Source organism: Streptomyces sp. CBMA123, assembly GCF_014596465.1.
GTDB lineage: Bacteria > Actinomycetota > Actinomycetes > Streptomycetales > Streptomycetaceae > Kitasatospora.
Window position 1 is genome coordinate 32,260 of sequence record NZ_MECK01000301.1, and the last position, 18,815, is coordinate 51,074.

Annotated in this window: 15 protein-coding genes; 10 read left to right on the top strand and 5 right to left on the bottom strand. The window is 73.8% G+C overall.

Annotation, left to right across the window (positions count from 1 at the left end):
* Positions 1 to 181: 181 nt before the first annotated feature.
* The 6 genes from BG452_RS28125 to murQ all read left to right on the top strand — a co-directional run bounded on the left by BG452_RS28125 (position 182) and on the right by murQ (position 6,219).
* Complete coding sequence (locus tag BG452_RS28125) at positions 182 to 1,720, top strand: DUF2079 domain-containing protein (protein ID WP_188307158.1); 1,539 nt, start codon at positions 182 to 184, stop codon at positions 1,718 to 1,720.
* A 132-nt stretch (positions 1,721 to 1,852) separates the two neighbouring features.
* Positions 1,853 to 2,260 (top strand): GntR family transcriptional regulator, encoded by a 408-nt coding sequence (locus tag BG452_RS28130; RefSeq protein ID WP_188307159.1) that lies wholly within the window; start codon positions 1,853 to 1,855, stop codon positions 2,258 to 2,260.
* A gap of 180 nt (positions 2,261 to 2,440) precedes the next feature.
* A complete protein-coding gene (locus BG452_RS28135) occupies positions 2,441 to 3,376 on the top strand; it encodes an ATP-binding cassette domain-containing protein (RefSeq protein WP_188307160.1) in 936 nt (311 codons plus the stop codon).
* Complete coding sequence (locus BG452_RS28140) at positions 3,373 to 4,374, top strand: ABC transporter permease (protein ID WP_188307161.1); 1,002 nt, start codon at positions 3,373 to 3,375, stop codon at positions 4,372 to 4,374. Before BG452_RS28135 ends, BG452_RS28140 begins: the two co-directional genes overlap by 4 nt.
* 92 nt (positions 4,375 to 4,466) lie before the next feature.
* Positions 4,467 to 5,147 carry a DUF6445 family protein gene (locus tag BG452_RS28145; protein WP_188307162.1) on the top strand — a complete coding sequence of 227 codons (681 nt, stop codon included), beginning with the start codon at positions 4,467 to 4,469 and terminating at the stop codon, positions 5,145 to 5,147.
* Positions 5,148 to 5,313: 166 nt separating this feature from the next.
* Positions 5,314 to 6,219 carry an N-acetylmuramic acid 6-phosphate etherase gene (gene murQ / locus BG452_RS28150; protein ID WP_188307163.1) on the top strand — a complete coding sequence of 302 codons (906 nt, stop codon included), beginning with the start codon at positions 5,314 to 5,316 and terminating at the stop codon, positions 6,217 to 6,219.
* Positions 6,220 to 6,235: 16 nt separating this feature from the next.
* On the opposite strand, the gene BG452_RS28155 is transcribed toward murQ, so the two are convergent.
* Positions 6,236 to 6,748, bottom strand: coding sequence for an isochorismatase family protein (locus BG452_RS28155; protein WP_188307164.1), 513 nt, complete (start codon positions 6,746 to 6,748; stop codon positions 6,236 to 6,238).
* Positions 6,749 to 7,337: 589 nt separating this feature from the next.
* On the opposite strand from BG452_RS28155, the gene BG452_RS28160 reads away from it, so the two are divergent.
* Positions 7,338 to 8,813 carry a TolB family protein gene (locus tag BG452_RS28160; RefSeq protein ID WP_188307165.1) on the top strand — a complete coding sequence of 492 codons (1,476 nt, stop codon included), beginning with the start codon at positions 7,338 to 7,340 and terminating at the stop codon, positions 8,811 to 8,813.
* A gap of 73 nt (positions 8,814 to 8,886) precedes the next feature.
* Here the strand turns inward: BG452_RS28160 and BG452_RS28165 are convergent, their stop codons facing one another.
* Together BG452_RS28165 and BG452_RS28170 are read right to left on the bottom strand one after the other, a co-directional pair.
* Complete coding sequence (locus BG452_RS28165) at positions 8,887 to 10,095, bottom strand: hypothetical protein (RefSeq protein WP_188307166.1); 1,209 nt, start codon at positions 10,093 to 10,095, stop codon at positions 8,887 to 8,889.
* A 100-nt stretch (positions 10,096 to 10,195) separates the two neighbouring features.
* Positions 10,196 to 12,793 carry a hypothetical protein gene (locus BG452_RS28170; RefSeq protein WP_223242837.1) on the bottom strand — a complete coding sequence of 866 codons (2,598 nt, stop codon included), beginning with the start codon at positions 12,791 to 12,793 and terminating at the stop codon, positions 10,196 to 10,198.
* Between the two features lie 370 nt (positions 12,794 to 13,163).
* On the opposite strand from BG452_RS28170, the gene BG452_RS28175 reads away from it, so the two are divergent.
* Entirely contained in the window at positions 13,164 to 13,739 is a 576-nt protein-coding gene (locus tag BG452_RS28175) for a hypothetical protein (protein ID WP_188307167.1), read from the top strand.
* A gap of 22 nt (positions 13,740 to 13,761) precedes the next feature.
* On the opposite strand, the gene BG452_RS28180 is transcribed toward BG452_RS28175, so the two are convergent.
* Positions 13,762 to 15,246 carry a glutamate synthase subunit beta gene (locus BG452_RS28180; RefSeq protein ID WP_411293035.1) on the bottom strand — a complete coding sequence of 495 codons (1,485 nt, stop codon included), beginning with the start codon at positions 15,244 to 15,246 and terminating at the stop codon, positions 13,762 to 13,764.
* 190 nt (positions 15,247 to 15,436) lie between these two features.
* Here BG452_RS28180 and BG452_RS28185 point away from each other — a divergent pair, with 190 nt between their 5' ends.
* Both BG452_RS28185 and BG452_RS28190 read left to right on the top strand, forming a co-directional pair.
* Positions 15,437 to 16,120: a response regulator transcription factor gene (locus tag BG452_RS28185; protein ID WP_188307169.1), complete on the top strand. Its 684-nt coding sequence runs from the start codon at positions 15,437 to 15,439 to the stop codon at positions 16,118 to 16,120.
* Entirely contained in the window at positions 16,117 to 17,502 is a 1,386-nt protein-coding gene (locus tag BG452_RS28190) for an ATP-binding protein (RefSeq protein WP_317621260.1), read from the top strand. Before BG452_RS28185 ends, BG452_RS28190 begins: the two co-directional genes overlap by 4 nt.
* Before the next feature lie 110 nt (positions 17,503 to 17,612).
* On the opposite strand, the gene efeB is transcribed toward BG452_RS28190, so the two are convergent.
* A partial coding sequence (efeB, locus tag BG452_RS28195; protein WP_188307170.1) for an iron uptake transporter deferrochelatase/peroxidase subunit occupies positions 17,613 to 18,815 on the bottom strand: 1,203 nt, incomplete at its 5' end.

Here is an 18,815-nt window from a genome sequence, read left to right on the forward strand (position 1 = left end):
ACTGCCGAGGACCCCACTTCGCCCCCGTGGCGGAGGTGGGGTCCTCGTCTGCTCCCACGCCCCTCCCCCGCCCACAAGAGCGCACGCCAAAGGCCCGGTCGGCGCGGCCGGACCGGGGTTGACGCCCGCTCGGACTTCCACCACCCTTCCACTAATCGAATAGTGAAAGGGTACTTTGCCGATGCCGGTCGCCCTCCCCCCGACCAACCCGTCCAACCCGTCCAACCCGACCAGCCGTGCCGACCCGGACACCCCGACCACCCCCGCCGACACCCACCCGCACCCCGCAGACGACCGCCCCCGCACGAACCGACCCCGCCACCCCGCCACCCTCGCCTGGGGTCTGGCCGCCGCCTTCGCCGCGCTCTACACCTGCGTCGCCGTCAACCGGCACCGACGCGGCCTCACCAAGGCCTACGACCTGGGCATCTTCGAGCAGGCCATCCGGGCGTACGCCCACGGCCGGGCCCCGATCGTGCCGCTCAAGGCGCCCGGCTACGACCTGCTCGGCGACCACTTCCACCCGCTGATCGCCGTCCTCGCCCCCGCCTACCGGGCCTTCCCGAGCCCGCTCACCCTCATGGTCGCCCAGGCGCTGCTGATGGCACTGGCCATCGTCCCGATCACCACCTGGGCGCACCAGGTGGCCGGGCCGCGAGCGGCCCTGCTCCTCGGCTGCGCCACCGGGGCCTCCTGGGGGATCGTCCGGGCCGCGGCCGACGACTTCCACGAGATCGCCTTCGCCGTCCCACTGCTGGCCTTCGCCGCCACCGCGCTCGGCCGGCGCCGCCCGCTCGCCGCCGCGCTCTGGTCGCTGCCGCTGCTGCTGGTCAAGGAGGACCTGGGGCTGACGGTGGCCGCCGTCGGCCTGCTGATCGCCTGGCAGGCCCGCCGGGACCGGCGCACTCCGCTGCCCGGACTCGCCCTCGCCGCCGTCGGGGTCGCCGCGACCGCGTTCATCCTGCTCGTCGTCCTGCCCGCGCTCAACCCCCATGGCAGCTTCGACTACTGGCAGCAGCTGGACGGCGCCGACGGGCACTCCCCGGCCTGGGCCGTGCCCCTGCGGCTCGGGTGGCCGCCACTCAAGTGGCTGCTGCTGTTCCTGCTCGCCGCCACGGGCGGCTTCCTCTGCCTGCGCTCGCCGCTGCTCCTGCTCTGCGCACCCACCCTGCTCTGGCGGCTGCTGTCCACCAACCCGCACCACTGGGGCGTCAGTTACCACTACAGCGCGGTCCTGATGCCGATCGTGTTCGCCGCCCTGGTCGATGCCGTATGCCGCACCAGCACCGAGCGGAACGCCCGCACCGCGCCCGCCCCCACCGCCTCCCACCCCGTCCGACGCGCGCTCGCCGTGACCGCCCTGGTGACGGTTGTGTCGCTGCCGCTCTATCCGCTGCACGAGGCGGTGATGCCCGAGGCGTGGAGCACCTCCCCCCGGCTCACCGAGACCCGGGCGATGCTCCGCCTGATACCCGACGACACCACCGTCGCCGCCTCCAACCGGCTGGCCGCCCAGCTCACCGGCCGGGCGGACGTCACCCTGGTGTGCCAGGACGCGGTCGGCCCCGGTCCGGAGTGGGTGGCCGTCGACCTGCGCGATCCGAGCGTGTGGTCCCCGTGCGCCACCGCCGCCACCGCCCGCATGCTGGCGGCCTACCAGGAGTACGGCTATTACCGGATGGTCGACCGGGACGGCCTGCTCCTCCTCAAACGCCCCTGACCGACCGCCGCCTCCCCTGGCCGCCTCCCCCCGACCGCTTCCACCCCTCCTTCCCGCCCCCGGCCCGGCTTGACCCGCGCGCCACAGTGGGCCACTATTCCACTATTGAACTAGTGAAAGGCCGCAACGGGTGTGATCGAATACCGCATCGATCGGCGCAGCGGCGTCTCCACGTACCAGCAGATCGTGCAGCAGACCAAACAGGCCCTGCGACTCGGACTGCTGCAGCCCGGCGACAAGCTGCCGACCGCCCGCGAGGTGGTCGAACTGACTGCGATCAACCCCAACACCGTGCTGAAGGCCTACCGCGAACTCGAACGCGAGGGACTGGTCGAGCCCCGCCCGGGTCTCGGCACCTTCGTCCGGCGCTCGCTCGCCCGGCCCGAGGCTGCGGCCGACGGGCCGTTGCGCGCCGAGCTGGTCGGCTGGGTGGACCGGGCCCGGGATGCCGGACTGGAACGTGAGGACATCGCCGCCCTGATGACTTCCGCACTGGAGCAGCGCTTCGACAACGGGGTGCCCCCGGCGCCACCGGACTGACGGCACCCCGGGGCACCCCCGGAGGCTCCCCGTCGCCACCGGCCAAGGAGCCACCGGCCGAGGCGCAATCGACCCGGGCGCCACCGACCCAGGCGCCACCCGGGTCCGCACTACCGATCCGAAGCACGCCGGGTCTCCCGGCAGCACCGAACACAGAACCGAGAACAGTGGGGGGACCGGGTGAACGACCCGACAACCGTGGCTCCGGCCCTGGAGGCCGCCGGGCTCGGCAGGCGGTACCGGAGCGACGACTGGGCCCTGCGCGGCTGCGACTTCACCGTCCCGACCGGACGGATCTGCGGCGTGGTGGGCCCCAACGGCGCCGGCAAGAGCACCCTGCTCTCCCTTGCCGCCCGGCAACTCAGCCCCACCGAGGGCGAGTTGCGCGTCTTCGGCGAACCATCCGACACTCCGGAGGAGCGCGCCCGGGTCGCCTACGTGGCCCAGGACAAGCCGCTCTACCCGGGCCTCACCGTCGCCGAGACCCTGCGGCTGGGCCGCGAGCTCAATCCGATCTGGGACGATGATCTGGCCCACGAGATCGTCGACCAGGGCGAGTTGCGCCCCAGGGCGCGGATCGGCTCGCTCTCCGGCGGCCAGCGTACCCGGGTCTCGCTGGCCCTCGCCCTCGGCAAACTCCCCGAACTGCTACTGCTGGACGAGCCGATGGCCGACCTCGACCCGCTCGCCCGGCACCAGCTCATGGGCACCCTGATGTCGGCCGCCGCCGAACGCGGCACGACCATCGTGGTCTCCTCGCACATCCTCCCCGAACTGGAGGGCGTCATCGACCACTTGCTGCTCGTCCAGGGCGGACGGATCCGGCTGGCCGGCGACCTGGAGGAGATCCTGGACGGGCACCAGTTGCTCACCGGCCCCGCCGGAAGCGCCACACTCCCGCCCGAGCTGGTGGTCGAGCAGCGGATCGGCGGACGCCAGGCGACCGCACTGGTACGCACCGGGGAACCGCTGGACGGCGCTTGGGAGAGCGAACGGCCCAGCCTGGACGAGCTGTTGCTCGGCTACCTCCGCGCGCCCGCCGACGTCGCCACCGCCACCGCCCCCGCCACCGCCACCGCCACCGCCACTCCGGCGAACGACGAGAAGGCAGCATGAGCACGAACGTCCTGACCACCGACCCCACGAAGCCCGCCCCTGCCGCCCGGGAGCGCGCCGACACCCCCCGCATGCGCGGACTTCTCTGGCTGACGCTCCGTCAAAGTCGTTTCAAGCTCTGGACGCTGACCGCGCTGCTCGTCCTCCTGGCGGCCGACCTCCTCTGGATCCACATCATCTGCAACCACACCGTGGGCGTGCTGCGCCGGACGGGCTGCTACAGCCCCGAGAGCTGGGACAGCGCCCAGTGCTGGGCCCTCCTCTCGCCGATCAACCGGCCGAACTTCTGGTTCGAATCCGTGCTCCAGCCCCTGGTCACGGCCGTCCCGCTGCTGATCGGCGCGTTCATCGGCGCGCCGCTACTGGCCCAGGAGCACGAGCGCGGCACGATCCGGCTGATCCGCGCCCAGTCCGTCAGCCCGGTGCGCTGGCTGGCCGCCCGCCTCGCGGTGCCCGGTCTCGCCGTCCTGGCCGCCACCGGCGTACTCGCCGCGCTGATGAGCTGGGTGTGGTGGACGGACATCGTGCACGGGCCGGTCTCCTTCGACCCGCCGTTCCAGTTCTTCACCTACCCGGCCCTCGGGCTCGCGCCGGTCGCCTGGTCCCTGTTCGCCCTGGCCCTGGGCGTCCTGGTCGGCCAGCTGCTGCGCCGGACCCTGCCCGCGATGTTCCTGACCGGCGCACTGGTCGCGATCACCCACGGCCTGATCCGCTGGGCGCGCCCGTCGTTCCACCCCACCGTCGACGCGGTGGTTCCCCTCCACGCCATGCAGCCCACCAACGCATGGCTGGTCGACTCCAAGACCGTCCTCGCCGACGGCACCCGGGTCAGCAGCGAGGTGTGCATGGGAAGGAACCGGTGCGACGGGGCCACCGGCACCTGGCTGAGCTACCACCCCTCCGGCGACCTCGTACCGATCCAACTCGTCGAGACCGGCATCCTGTTGGTGCTCACCGTCCTCGCCCTCACGGCCGCCTTCCGCCTCGTCCGCCGGTAGGGCGGCAGAGCGCTCCGGCCCGCGCGGCACTTGACGAAAGGTTGACCTGTTCACGGCAGATCGTTGACGACCGGCGCCCCTATGGTCGGCCCATGCCCTCACAGCCCATCAGGCCCACCGCCCTGCCGGTCCTGCCGTACCGCAAGCCCACTCGCGGCCGGGACTACTGGGTCCTGGACAACGTCCTGCCCGACCCGGACGCCGTCCGCGAACGCGTCCTGGCCCGTGGCGACTGGACCGAGGGCTACCCGCACCGCCCCGAGACCTGGCCCGGCCTGCGCACCATGCCCGGCCTGGAGCCCGACGAGCTGGCACGGGTCGAAGCCCAGGTCCGCAAGGCCACCGGCGCCTCCCGGCTCTGGGTGCAGAGCACCCCGGGCGGCGGCACCCTCAACCACAACTGCGTCCAGGTGGTCGGCGCCGGGGAGTCGGAGTCCCGCCCGCACACCGACTCCCGCGCGCTCTGCCGCTACGCCGCCGTGCTCTACCTCAGCCCGGGCGCCCCCAAGGACGCCGGCACCAGCTTCTACCGCCAGCAGTTCCCCGGCGGCCGCCTCGGCGGCAACCTGGTCAACGCCCCGCACAACAACCTGGTCGAGGCACTCGGCACCCGCCACGTCCCCGCCGACCACTTCACCGAGGATGTCCGCGTCCCCAACCGCTACAACCAACTGCTCCTCTACCACGCCAACCTGATCCACAGCGCCACCGACTACTACGGCGCCGAACTGGCGGACCGCCGGATGACGGCCGTGTTCTTCTGGATGGCCTGACGGACGGCCCGTCGGACACCCCGACGGACCCGAGGGACGGCCGGACGGACCCGACGGACAACCCGACGGACAACCCGACGGACAACCCGTCGGACACCCCGACGGCCCACCGGCCCGTTCACGACCGTTCCGGTTCGGGCGGCCCGCCTCCGGGGACGCTCGTCGCATGAACCCCGACGCCGTACCCCCCACCGAGACCGTCCGCCCCGACTGGGCCGACATCGACCGGCTGCCCACCGCCGACCTGCTCCACCTGATGAACGCCGAGGACCACACCGTCCCCGCCGCCGTCGCCGGGGAGCTGGCGCGGATCGCCGCCGTGGTCGACGCCGTGGCCGCCCGGATGGCGCGCGGCGGGCGGCTGGTCTACGCCGGCGCGGGTACGGCCGGACGGCTCGGGGTGCTGGACGCCGCCGAGTGCCCGCCGACCTTCGGCACCGATCCCGCCCTGGTACTGGGCCTGATCGCGGGCGGCCGGAGCGCCGTGACGGAGGCCGCCGAGGGCGCCGAGGACCGCACCGACCTCGCCGAGGCCGACGTCGCGGCGCTCGGCCTCACCCCGGCCGACACCCTGGTGGGCGTCTCCGCCTCGGGCCGCACCCCGTACCCGCTGGCCGCGGTCCGTACCGCCCGGGCGGCTGGGGCGCTCACCGTCGGGCTGGCCTGCAACCGGGGCTCGGCGCTGGTGGCGGCGGCGGAACTGGGCATCGAGGTGGAGGTCGGCCCGGAGGTGCTGGCCGGCTCCACCCGGCTGAAGGCGGGCACCGCGCAGAAGCTGGTGCTCAACATGCTGTCCACGGCCGTGATGGTCCGTCTCGGCCGGACGTACGGAAATCTGATGGTCGATCTGCGGGCCACCAACGCCAAGCTCCGCGAACGCGCCCGCCGGATCGTCGCCGAGGCCACCGGCGCCGACGGCGAAACGGTCGACCGCGCCCTCACCGCCACCGACGGCCGGACCAAGCACGCGATCCTGCTCCTGCTCGCCGACGTGGACGCACCCACCGCCGCCCGCCTCCTCACCTCCGCGGACGGACGGCTGCGAGATGCCCTGGAACTCGCCCGGCGCTAGCGCCCCGTCCCGGCCGTCACCCCAGCCGCAGGTCCGCCGCCGCCACGACCTCCCCCAGCCGCGGGAAGTCCAGCTCCACCGAGGCCTTGTGCTCGGCCTCCGTCAGCCCGGTCATCGCGTCCTCGACGAACACCAGCCGGTAGCCGTGGTCGCCCGCCGCGCGGGCGCTCGACTCCACCCCGAGGTTGGTGGCGATCCCGGTGAACACCAGCGTCTCCACGCCGCGGGCCTGGAGCAGCTCGTGCAGTCCGGTGCCCTGGAAGGCGCCGATGGTGCGCTTCACCACGACCTCGTCGGCCGCCGCCGCGACCTCGGCCACCAGTTCGCTGCCGGGCGGCTGCTCGGCGACGCCCGGCCGCTCGACCCGCACCGCGATGACGGGGGCGCCGGCGGCACGGAAGTCCTCGGCGAGGCGCAGCGAGGCGGTCACGACGTCCGGGCCGGTGTGCGGAGCGAGTTGGTGCGCCACGATCCGGTCCATCAGGTCGATCAGGACCAGGGCCGTGGTGCGAGGATCAAGAGTGGTCATGGCGCTCACGCTAGCCCATCCCCGCCCAGCCCCCCGGCGCTCAGCCCAGCCCCCGCCCGGCCCCCGGCGCTCAGACCGGCCCCGCCCGGCCCCGCCCTTCCCGGACGAGGCGCCGGCGACACCTTCCCGCAGCGCCATCCGGAACCGGTCCGTTCCGGACGAACTCCACGGCCGTACCGCAGACGGCCTGGAGCTGCTGATCGGCTCCGCCGGGCCTGCTCCCGGCAACCTCCGGGCGGGTGGCCTGGCCATCCGCCGGGGCGTCCGGGCCGCGCTCGGCGCCGGTGGTCTGCTCCGCCTGGGCACCAGCCCCGTCCTGGCCGCCGCCCTCCCCCGCTCCAGCGCCACGACCAGCACACGCGGCACCCCCGGCCGACCGCCGCTCCCGCCCCCGCGCCGCCCGTCCCATTGACGTGATGACGTCGCTCCCCGCGGACCGGCGTTGACCACCCACCCCACCCGGCGGTTGGCTCACCCTGAGCCGGCCGCCGGGGAGTTCGACGCCACCACCGCCCCAACACCACAGCACCCCCGGCGCCACCAGGCGCCACCGTCGAGGCGGCCCGGCCGTTCCCAGGGGAGGGACCAGATGACCAGCCCGTACACCACCACCCGCCGGCTGCTGCGCGCCGCCTGCGCGCTCGGCGCGGCCGCAGCCCTCGCGCTGACCACCGTCCAGGCGGCCCAGGCCGACCCCGATCGCAGGCCCGGCACCGAACGGGTCTCCGTCGGGCTCACCGGGGCGCAGCCCGACGGCGCCTCCCGGGCGGCCGGTCTGAGTGCCGACGGCCGCTACGCCGTGTTCACCTCGGACGCCACCAACCTGGTGCCCGGCGACACCAACGGCAAGAGCGACGTCTTCGTCCGCGACCTGCGCACCGGCGGCACCGAGCGGGTCGACACCGGCCCGGACGGCGTCCAGTCGGACGGCGGCGGCTTCGAGGCCGCCATCAGCGGCAACGGCCGCTACGTGGCCTTCAGTTCCTCCGCCACCAACCTGGCGCCCGGCGCCAACCTCGGCTTCGACGACGTCTACGTGCACGACCGCTGGACCGGCGAGACCACCCTGGTCTCCGTCGGCGAGGAGCCGGGCCGGCCGCAGCAGGGCAAGTCCTCCGGGCACCCGACGATCAGCCGGGACGGCCGCTACGTCGCCTTCCAGTCCAACCGCACCGACCTCGCCCCGGGCACGGTCACCTGGCAGGGCGCCAACATCTACGTCCACGACCTGCGGACCGGCGAGAACCGCCTGGTCAGCATCGGCGCGGACGGCAAGGAGGCGAACGGCTCCTCCGCCTCCCCGGTGATCAGCGCCGACGGCGGCAGCGTCGCCTTCATCTCCAAGGCGAGCAACATCATCGGCGCCGACAAGCCCGGCGCGCTCTCCCCGGAGGCCGCCAGGCGGCTGACCGCCGAATCCGGCCAGGATTCCGACGAGCAGTTCGTCCACGCCTCCGCCGCCCCCGCCGAGACCCTGGCCGTCGGCGACCGCCCGCAGCTGCTCAAGCCGCACCTCTACCCGCTGTACGTCCGCGACCTGCGTGCCGAGGAGACCACCCTGGCCAGCCCGGACGGCGCGGGCGGCTGGCGCGGCGCGGACTACCCCTCGCTCAGCCCGGACGGCCGCTTCGCGGTCTACTCGACCTGGGTGCAGCACGGCGACGGCTGGGCGGACCGGCACTTCGAGGTGTACGTCCGGGACTTGACGAAGGGCACCGACACCCTGGTCAGTGTCGGCCTGCCGGGAACCAAGACCACCGGCGACTCCCTCAACGGCCGGATGACGGCCGACGGCCGCTGGGTGTACTTCGACTCCACGGCCGCCAACCTGGTGCCCGGCGACACCGACAACACCTCCGACGTCTTCCGGCGCGACCTCCGGACCGGCCGCACCGAGCGGGTCAGCCTGGCGTCGGACGGCTCGCAGTCCGCCGGCGCCTCCTACGACCCCTACGTCGACGCCCACGGCACCACGGTGGTGTTCACCTCGGAGGACGGCACCCTCGTCCAGGGCGACACCAACAAGGCCGCCGACGTCTTCCTCCGCCACCTGCCCAAGCACTGACCCGCGAGCAGCACACCGACAACAACGCACCCGCGAGCAGCACACCCGACAGCAGCACCCGACGCCGGCAGACCTACCCGGGCGCCGGCAGCGCGTACCCCAACTGGGATATCACCGGCCATAGTTGGTCCGCCAGCCTCGCCGCCGCGGCGACCGCCCCGACGAACAGTTCGGGCGCGCTCGCCGCGGCGGCCAGTCCGCCCTTGGCCACCACCCCCAGCCCCGCCACCACCCCCGTGCCCACCGCCGCCCACACCCCGAGGGCCAGCAGCCCGGCCGCGCCCAGCCCGGCCAGGAACAGCTCGCCCTCGGGGGTGAACAGCCGCCGGTCACGATCGATCGTCAGCGCCAACTCGGGTACCAGCGTGGGCCCGAGCGGCCCCGGTCGCTGCCGGGCCCGGATCAGGTTGAGCATCGCCTCCCGGATCCTGTCGGGCAGTTGCACCGCCCGCAGCGGCACCCGGTGGATGTGGTACAGCACCAACCCGTCATACCCCGGGCGGCCGTCGGCCGGCCTCGGGTGGTCGCGGAACTCGGCCCGGTCGGTGGGCCAGTAGCAGATCCAGTCGACGTACGTCTCCCCGTTCTGCTCGGTGACGTTGACCGGCATCGGCAGGATCTTCAGCCCGGCCCCGAGCCGCCAGTCGGTGCCGGTCGCGACCACCGTGTACGGCAGTTGCTGGACGGCGGTGCGCTGCATGACGATCAGCCGGTTCTCGATCATCCGGCCGCACGGGTCCCGCAACACCGCAATCTTGCCCTGGAGTTCGCGGTGGGTGTCCAGGGCGCCGCCCTCGGTGCCGACCTCCAGCGCCTCCATCCGCAGCTCGGGCACGTGGTTCTGGAGGCCGAGCAGGTCGGGCTTGAGCGCGCCGCCCGGGGTGAGCTCACGGACCGCCTTGACCAGTTTGACCGCCGGGGTGCTCCTGTCCTTCAGCATCCGCTTGATCGCGTCGACCTTGGCCGTCGGAAAGGTGTTGTGCAGGTCCTCCGAGAGCACCTGGAGCACCATCCGCAGCACCGGGTCCTGCGGCTGGGCGGTGAGCCGACCGTACGGCAGTGCCTCCTCCGGGCCGAGCCGGTCCCGGCGCGGGGTGCCCCACCACTCGGAGATCCGGTCGAGCTGGAAGGTCACCCAGGTCGCGCCGGGCCGGGCGTCGAAGTCCACCCCGAAGTGGTGGCGCACCCACAGCTCGGCGGCCAGGTACTCGAAGACCGTCGGCGGTTCCTCGCGCGCCTTGCCCAGCAGCAGGCAGGTGTCCTGGTCCCGGAGGAAGCTCATGCGCCCGCCTCTCCCCCAGCCTCCGGCCGGGGGTACCCCCACTGCTCGGCAGGGGCGTTCGCCCACTTGCGCCGTGCAGCGGTCCGATCGCTTCGCTCAGTCACGCGATGTCCTTCAACGGGCTGCTCACCGCGATGTCCGTCCCCGACGTCGGCGTGTACTCGTTCCACTCCGCGATCAGCGTGCCCCGCTGGCCGGGGCGGCGGACCGGGAACGGCGTCAGGGTGCCGTCGTGCCGGTGGGTGAGCCCGCTCAGCAACAGGTGGGTGTCGTCCGGCACCCGCACCACCCGGGCGGTCTCCTGGATCCGCCGGTCGTCGTACTCGTCCACGACGACCGCGGTGCCCGGGTCGAAGCCCGCGCTGGAGGCCACCGGCACCAGCACCGGCGCTCCCCCCGCGGCAGGTTCGACCACGGCCGCGCAGGTGGTGACCACCTCGTCCTCCAGCAGCAGCGAGCTGCTGCCCGGGTTGGCCGGCGGGATGCCCGGATAGTTGCGGTCGTCGTAGGCGGCGATCTCCCGGGCGATGGTCAGGTACGGGTGGTCGGCGGGCAGCGACGCGCCGTGGAAGCCGCCCTCGGCGAACCGCACCCAGGCCTCCTCCCAGCCCTTGCGCACGGTGAGCACCACCCGGGCGCTGCCCGCCCGCAGGAAGGCCTGCCGGTTGGCGTCGGGGTGCTGGATCCGGCTGACGAAGGGCCAGGCGGCGGGTACGTCCCAGAAGTAGGAGTAGAGGAAGGTGACCACGTTCTCCCACTCGATGGCCTGGTTGACGAAGGCCACCTCCGCCTCGTGCCCGAGCACCGCCGCCCAGGCCGCGGCGCTCACCCCGAGCCCGCCGGTGTCGTCGCCGGGGAAGCCGGCGCCGTGGCGCAGCCGGTCCGGGTCGGCGGCGACCGAGGCCTTGAAGGCGTCCACCACCTCCGAGGGCACCAGGTGGTAGTCGACGCCGAGCAGGAAGCGCAGCACGCCCTTCATGATCTCGTCGCTCTCCTCGCGCCGCAGGGTGAGGGTGTCCACGCCGTTGAGGCGTTCGCGCAGCGCGGCGGCGCGGGCGGCGAGGTCCTGCTGCTCGGCGTAGTACTTGGTCTGGGCGGCGTTGAACAGGGCCGCCCAGACGTCGTTCTGCCACTGCCGGCGGGCCTCGTCGGTGGGTTCGACGACGGCGGTGAGGCTGAGCCAGGTCTGCCGGTTGTTGACCAGGTGGAAGCTGACCACGCACGGCCCGCCGGCGTGTGCCAGCAGGGCGCCGTTGGCCGGGTCGGCGAGGTCGACCGGTCCGTGGGTGCCGTAGGGCTCGTTCCACTCGGGGATGCTGCTGCCGAGCACCTTGAGGTTGTAGTGGTAGTCGCCGGTGCGGCTCTCCGAGGTGAACTGGAACTGCAGGTTCTTGATCCAGTACCGGTCCGGGACGTTGAGCGGCGGCGCGTCGAAGATGCCGGCGCCGTCGTTGTTCGGGGCGGTGACGTTGACGTGGATGTCCGGGTGCGCGCCGGGGGCGAGCGGCACCGCGGCGCCGTACCTCTCGGCGAGCACCAGGTAGTGCGCCTGGTTCTCCCCGGGGCGGACCTCCTCGGTGATGTCGGAGTGCGGGACGCCGAACTGGAACGGCCCCAACTGCGCCTCGATCGCGGCGAGTTCGGCGTACGACTGGCGCAGCGCACCGGCCGGCTCGGGGATCGCCAGGTCGTAGGTGAGGCGCAGCCCCGAGCGGTAGAGCCGCACCCGCCACTTGCGCATCATGCTGAAGTAGTCGATCCGGACGGGATCGGTGGGGCTGGCGTTCTTCAGGGTGCGGGTGGTGGTCTCCGAGGAGCCGGTCACCGTGGTGGTGGTGATGGTGGTCTTGTGCTCCTGCTTGGTGCGCGCGGAGGCCTTCTGGGTGACGGTGGTCGCGTGTTTGCGGCTGTCGGTGGCGGACTGCGAGTCGCTGCTCTGGCTGGTCATGCCGGAGCTGGCGGAGCCGGAGATCAGCGGGATGCCGCCGGAGACGGTGCCGGTGACGTTGAACTGGTTGCTGTGCTGGAGCTGGCTGGCGGTGGACTGGGCCAGCTCGGTGTTGTCGGTGACGCCGGTCTCGCTGACGTTCTCCAGCGAGTCGGTGACGATCGAGCTGAACTCCTTGGAGGTGACGGACCATTCCTTCTGGGTGACGGCGGTCTCCTCCAGCGGCGCGAGCGGGACGGTGGCGACGAGTTCGCCGCGCTCGATCCCGGCCGGGGCCATCTCCAGGCGCTCCAGGTTCATCAGGCCGATCGGGTCGACGGCCGCGTTGTGGTCGTAGGCGGCGTTGGCGGCGGCGGCGCGCGCGGCCCGGGCCACGCCCTCGACGGTGCCGTCCGCCCGGCGCAGGTGCTCCAGCGCGCCGCCGAGTCCGCGCAGCGCGGGCCCGTCCACAGCGGCCAGCAGGGCGGCCCGCAGCGGGCGGTCGCCGGGGTCGGCGGCGGAGGCGGCGAGCAGCTCCCAGGGAAGCTCGGCCGTCGACTCCGCGCGCAGCGCGGGCACTTCCTCCGGCCGCAGGTCGAGCCGGCGCAGGTAGGCGTGCGCCACCAGGCCGGGGCCGCGCTGCGGACCGTCCACCTTCAGCGGGACGAGGGTGGCCTTCGCGATGCTGCGGGCCGCGTGCCCGAGCACCGGCGGCGGCTGTCCGCCGCCGGGCCAGGGCGGTACGGGTGGCTGCACGGGTTCACCCTGCACGGGTTCACTCTGTCCGGATTCACCCTGCACGGGTTCACCGGGAAGTCGGTCCGGCATGGCGGTCCCCCCGTCCGTCTGCTGCCCGCCACCTACCCGGGGCGGCGAGGGGGACGCGCCGCACCCGAACGGCTCGCGGAGCGCACGGCGTTGCGCGGAGGTGCGCACCGGCGGGCGCGCCCGACACACTCCCCACGCCCGGCCCGCACGCCCCCTGTCCGGATCGCGTCAAGCGAACTCTTGCCCCGACCGTGTCGACCGACGTTTCGTCAATCGTTCACCGCCCCCTGTCTACCCGCATAGATCCACCACTGGTGACATGGACACACACCGCCCGGCGTCCCGTGCCGGGCCCGTGACAGGGAGCTCCCCCATGCTTCGCACCCACCGCCTCGCCCCCGCCGTCGCCACCGTGGTGCTCGCCGCGGCCGCCCTCGCGACCGCCGGCACCGCCCACGCGGCCCCGGCCCGCACCAGCACCGCCCACACCGGCGCCACCCTCGACGTCAGCTGCTCGCAGGCCTACCTCCCGCTGCCCGACTCCGCCTGCACCCCGGGTGCCACCAACCCCGACGTCACCCAGGACACCATCGACTCCACCATCTGCGTCCCGGGCTACAGCACCTCGATCCGCCCCTCCACCTCGTACACCAACCGCCTGAAGGTCCAGCAGATCGCCCAGTACGGCTACGCCGACACCAACACGGCGGACTACGAGGAGGACCACTTCATCCCGCTCTCCCTCGGCGGCAACCCCACCGACCCCAACAACCTCTGGCCCGAGCCGCGTTACTCCGCCGACTCCAGCGGCCTGACCTCCACCGACAAGGACACCGTGGAGTACAAGCTCTACCGCGCCGTCTGCAACCACCAGGTCTCCCTGGTCCCCGCCCAGCAGGCCGTCGCCACCAACTGGACCACCGCGCTGTCGGTCCTCGGCCTCGGCTGAGAAGCGGCGACGGAGCGGGTCCTCAGAGCGTGAGGGCCCGCGACGTCGCCCGTATCGGCGCCGGGAGATCGGTCCGCCCGCGCAGGTGGCGGTCCACCGCCGCGGCCGCCGCCCGGCCCTCGGCGATCGCCCAGACGATCAGCGACTGGCCGCGCCCGGCGTCCCCCGTGACGAACACCCCGTCGGCGGCGGTGCCGAAGCCCTCGTCCCGCTCCAACGTGCCCTCCGGGCCGATGCCCAGGCCGAGTTGGGCGTACAGCGGCTGGTCCGGTTCCGGCCCGGTGAAGCCCAGCGCGAGCAGCGCCAGCTCCGCCGGGAGCACCCGCTCGGTGCCCGTCCGGGGGCTGCGGTCGTCCGGCGCGGCCTCGGCGAAGCGGACGGCCGCCAGCCGCCCCTCCGGGCCCGGCTCGAACCCGACCGTGACCGCCGCGAACACCCGCCCGCCGCCCGCCGACGTCCGCTCCCCGCTCGCCAGCTCCTCGTGCGAGGTGGTCTCCCGGTACACCTTCGGGTGGACCGGCCAGGGCTGCCCCGCCGCCCGCCGCTCCGGCGGGCACGGGTTGATGTCCAGCTGGGTGACCGAGACCGCGCCCTGGCGCAGCGCCGTCCCCAGGCAGTCGGCCGCGGTGTCCCCGCCGCCGACGATCACCACCCGCAGCCCGCGCGCGGACAGCGGCGAGGCGGCGACGTCCCCCTCGTCCACCCGGTTCGCCCAGGTCAGGTACTCCATCGCGGGGTGCACCCCGGCCAGCCCGCGCCCGGGCGCCCCCGGCTCCCGCAGGGCGCCGGCACCCACCGCGACCACCACCGCGTCGTACTCCGCCCGCAGCCGCTCGCCCGTGACGTCCCGCCCGGCCCACACCCCGGTGCGGAACTCGGTGCCCTCGGCCCGCAGCTGGTCGAGCCGCAGCTCCAGCCGGTGCTTCTCCAGCCGGAACGGCGGGATCCCGTAGCGCAGCAGCCCGCCCGCGCGGTCCGCCCGTTCGTACACCACCACCGCGTGCCCGGCCCGGGTCAGCTGCTGGGCGGCGGCCAGCCCGGCCGGGCCCGAGCCGATCACCGCCACCCGACCGCCCGGCTCCGGCCGCTCGGGCGGCTGCGGCCGGTCCCAGCCCTCGGCCCGGGCCCGGTCGGCGATCGCCAGCTCGACGTTCCTGATCGTGACGGCGGCCCCGTCGATCGCCAGCACGCAGGCGCTCTCGCAGGGCGCCGGGCAGAGCCGCCCGGTGAACTCCGGGAAGTTGTCGGTGGCCAGCAGCCGGGCGGCCGCGGCCCGCCAGTCCCCGTCCGCCGCCAGCCGGTTCCACTCCGGCACCAGGTTCCCCAGCGGGCAGGCCGCGTGGCAGAACGGCAGCCCGCAGTCCATGCAGCGGGCCGCCTGCCCGCTGACCAGCGGCAGCGGTGTCCCCGGCCGGTACACCTCCTGCCAGTCCCCCAGCCGCTCCTCGGCGTCCCGCCGCGCCCGCTCGGCGCGTGGCGTGGTGAGGAAGGCCATCCGCCTTGCCATCGGATCTGCCATCTCGGCCTCCGGCGGTGCGCACCGACTCGGACCGGCGGCCCACCGCACCGGGCCCGCCCACCGGCGCGCCACCGTGTGGCCACCGTACGCCCACGAAGCGGCGCGCGAAACCCGCGGCCATCCGGAACCCTGCCCCCGGCCCTCCACTGCCGTGAGCACGCCAGGGAGAATCTCCCCCATGACCCATACCGTGCTGATCGCCGAGGACGACCGCGCCATCCGCGACTCGCTCACCCGCGCCCTGACGCTGGAGGGCTACCGGGTGCGGATAGCCGCGGACGGCATCCAGACCCTGGCCGTCCTCGCCGAGCAGCGCCCGGACGTCCTGGTGCTCGACGTGATGATGCCCGCACCGGACGGCCTGGAGGTCTGCCGTCGGCTGCGCGCCGCCGGGGACCGCATCCCGGTGCTGATGCTCACCGCCCGGGTCGAGGTCCCGGACCGGATCGCCGGGCTGGACGCCGGCGCCGACGACTACCTGGTCAAGCCCTTCGACGTGGACGAGCTGTTCGCCCGCCTGCGCGCCCTGCTGCGCCGCAACCCGCCCGCCGAGTCCACCCAGGACGTGCTGACCGTCGCCGACCTGCGGCTCGAGCCGCCGGCCCGCCGGGCCTGGCGCGGCGGCCGGGAACTGGAGCTGTCCCGCACCGAGTTCGACCTGCTGGAGCTGCTCACCCGCAACGCCGGCGCCGTCCTGGACCAGACCACCCTGTACGAGCGGATCTGGGGCTACGACTTCGGCCCCGGCTCGAAGAACCTCGCGGTGTTCATCGGCTACCTCCGCCGCAAGCTCGACCGCCCCGGCCTCTCCCCACTGATCCACACCGTCCGCGGCGTCGGCTACACGCTGCGCGAGCCGTGACCGGCCCCGCGGGCCGCCCGCCCCGCCTGCCGCGCCCGGGCCTGCGCACCATCCTCTCGCTCGCCTTCTCCGCGATGGCGGCCCTGGTCGCGGTGGTGATCGGCACACTCGGCTACCACGCCGCCGCCGCCCTGATCCGGGACGACGAGTCGGACGACTTCAACTCGGCCGTCCACGCCGTCAGCGGCCAGGTCGACCGCGAGAAGCTCTACCCGGGGGACTTCAACGGCCCCGGCGGGCTGAGCGAGCAGCTGCTGCACCCGATCCGGGTCACCGCCCAAGCCCTGGACGCCACCGGGACGATCCTCCCCGGCACCGCCCGGCTCGACCTGCCGACCACGGCGGACGACCGCGAGCTGGCCGGCGCCGACGCCCCGGCCCGGACGGTGACGGACGTGCGCCACCTCGGCGGCGTCACCTGCCGGGTGGGCGTGGTGTCCCTCGGCGGCGGCCGGGGCGCGGTCCAGATCGTCCAGCAACTCGACGACATCGAGGAGCTGTTGGAGGTGCTGCGGCACCAGATGGTGGCCGTGGTGGCGGCCGTCGTGCTGGTCGCGGGCGGCGCCGGATGGCTGGTCGCCGGGCGGATCACCGGCCGGCTGGTCCGGCTCACCGACGCCGCCGAACGGGTCGCCGCCAGCGGCCGGCTGGACGTCCCGGTGCCCGCCTCCGGAACGGACGAGGTGGGCCGCCTCGGCCGCGCCTTCGACCGGATGCTGGTCCGGCTCGCCACCGCGAAGGAGAACCAGCGCCGTCTGGTCCAGGACGCCGGCCACGAGCTGCGCACCCCGCTGACCAGCCTGCGCACCAACCTCTCGGTCCTGCCCAGCATCGACCGGCTGCCGCCCGCCGAGCGCACCGCACTGCTCGCCGACCTGGCCGAGGAGGCCCGGGAGCTGACCCAGCTGGTGGAGGAGCTGGTGGCGCTGGCGGCGGACCGCAAGGCGGACGAGGACCCGGTCGAGGTGCTGCTGGCCGAGGTGGTCCGGGAGGCCGCCGCCCAGGCCCGCCGGCGCAGCGACCGGGAGATCACCGTGCTCGCGGACGCCACCGTCGTCATCGCCCGCCCGGACGCGCTGGCCCGCGCGGTCGGCAACCTGCTGGACAACGCGGCCAAGTTCGACCCGGCCGGGACGTCCCCGATCGAGGTGGTGGCGCGCGGCCCGCGCGTCGAGGTCCGCGACCGCGGCCCGGGCATCGACGAGGCCGACCTCCACCGGGTCTTCGACCGCTTCTACCGGGCCACCGCCGCCCGCAGCCTCCCCGGATCCGGCCTGGGGCTGGCCATCGTCGCCGAAGTCGCCCGCTCACACGGCGGCACCGCCTTCGCCGCCAACCGCGACGGCGGCGGCGCGGTGATCGGCTTCACCCTCGGCGGCTGAGGCACCCGAGACGGCTGAGGCGGCCGACGCGGCTCAGCCGCCTCAGGCGGCCGGACACGACGAACGGGCCCGGCGCGCGGGAGCGCACCGGGCCCGTTCGGGGGTCACGTTCAGACGGCGGCCAGCAGCCCCCGCCCGAGCCAGTCGGCGGTGTCCTTCACGCCCGGCAGGACGAAGAAGTACCCGCCGCCGGTCGGCGAGATGTAGTCCACCAGCGGCTCGTCGATCAGCCGGGTCTGGGTGGCCTCGAACTGCCGCACCACGTCCTGCTGGTAGCAGCAGAACACCAGGCCCATGTCCAGGTTGCCCGCCTTGTCGACGCCCCGGTCGTAGTTGAAGCCGCGGCGCAGGATGCGCGAGGTGTCGGTGTCGGCGGTGCGCGGGTTGGCCAGCCGGATGTGGGCGTTGAGCGGGATCGCCTTGCCGTCCGGGTCCTTGCCGTAGTCCGGCGCGTCGTTCTCCTGGTGCCCGTCCAGCGGCGCGCCGGTGTCGCGGCGGCGGCCGAACATCTTCTCCTGCTCGCTGAGCTTGACCCGGTCCCAGAACTCGATCAGCATCCGGATGATCCGGATCACCTGGTAGCTGCCGCCGGTGGCCCAGGCGGGCTCGCCCATCCCGTCGGTGACCCAGACCAGCTTGTCCATCTCGCGGGCGGACTTGGTGTCCGGGTTGACGATGCCGTCCTTGAAGCCGAGCAGGTTGCGCTGGGCGCCGTCCGGGCGGGACTGGTTCTGGAAGCCGTCGATCCGCCAGAGGATCTGCATCGCGCCGCGGGTGTGCCGGGTGATGTCGCGCAGCGCGTGCAGCACGGTGTCCTGCTGGTCGGCGCAGATCTGCAGCGAGAGGTCGCCGTGCAGTTCGCCGGGCTGCAGGTTGTCGTTGGGGAAGGTCTTCATCGGCGTCAGCTTGACCGGCTTGGCCTTGGCCAACCCGTAGCGGTCGTCGAACAGCGAGGCGCCGACGCCGACGGTGACGGTGAGGTTGTCGGTGGGCACGGTGGGGCCGAGGGTGCCGCTGTCCGAGGGCGGGGCGCCGACGCCGAGGTCGGGCGGGGTGCCGCCGGCGGTGAGGAAGCGGATCCGCTCGGTGAGGGTCCGGAACAGGTCCTCCAGGCCCTTGCGGTCCTGGGCGATCACCTGGCAGGAGAGGAAGGCCGCGTAGCCGGGGGCCTGGGTGGTGATGCCGGCCTGGTGGTCGCCGTGGAACGGGACGGCCCCGGTCTTGGACTGGTGGCTGTCGCCGGCCACGGCCGGTTCGGCGCCGAGGCTGAACGCCCCGCCGGCCAGCACGGCGGCCCCGGCGCCCGCGCCGAG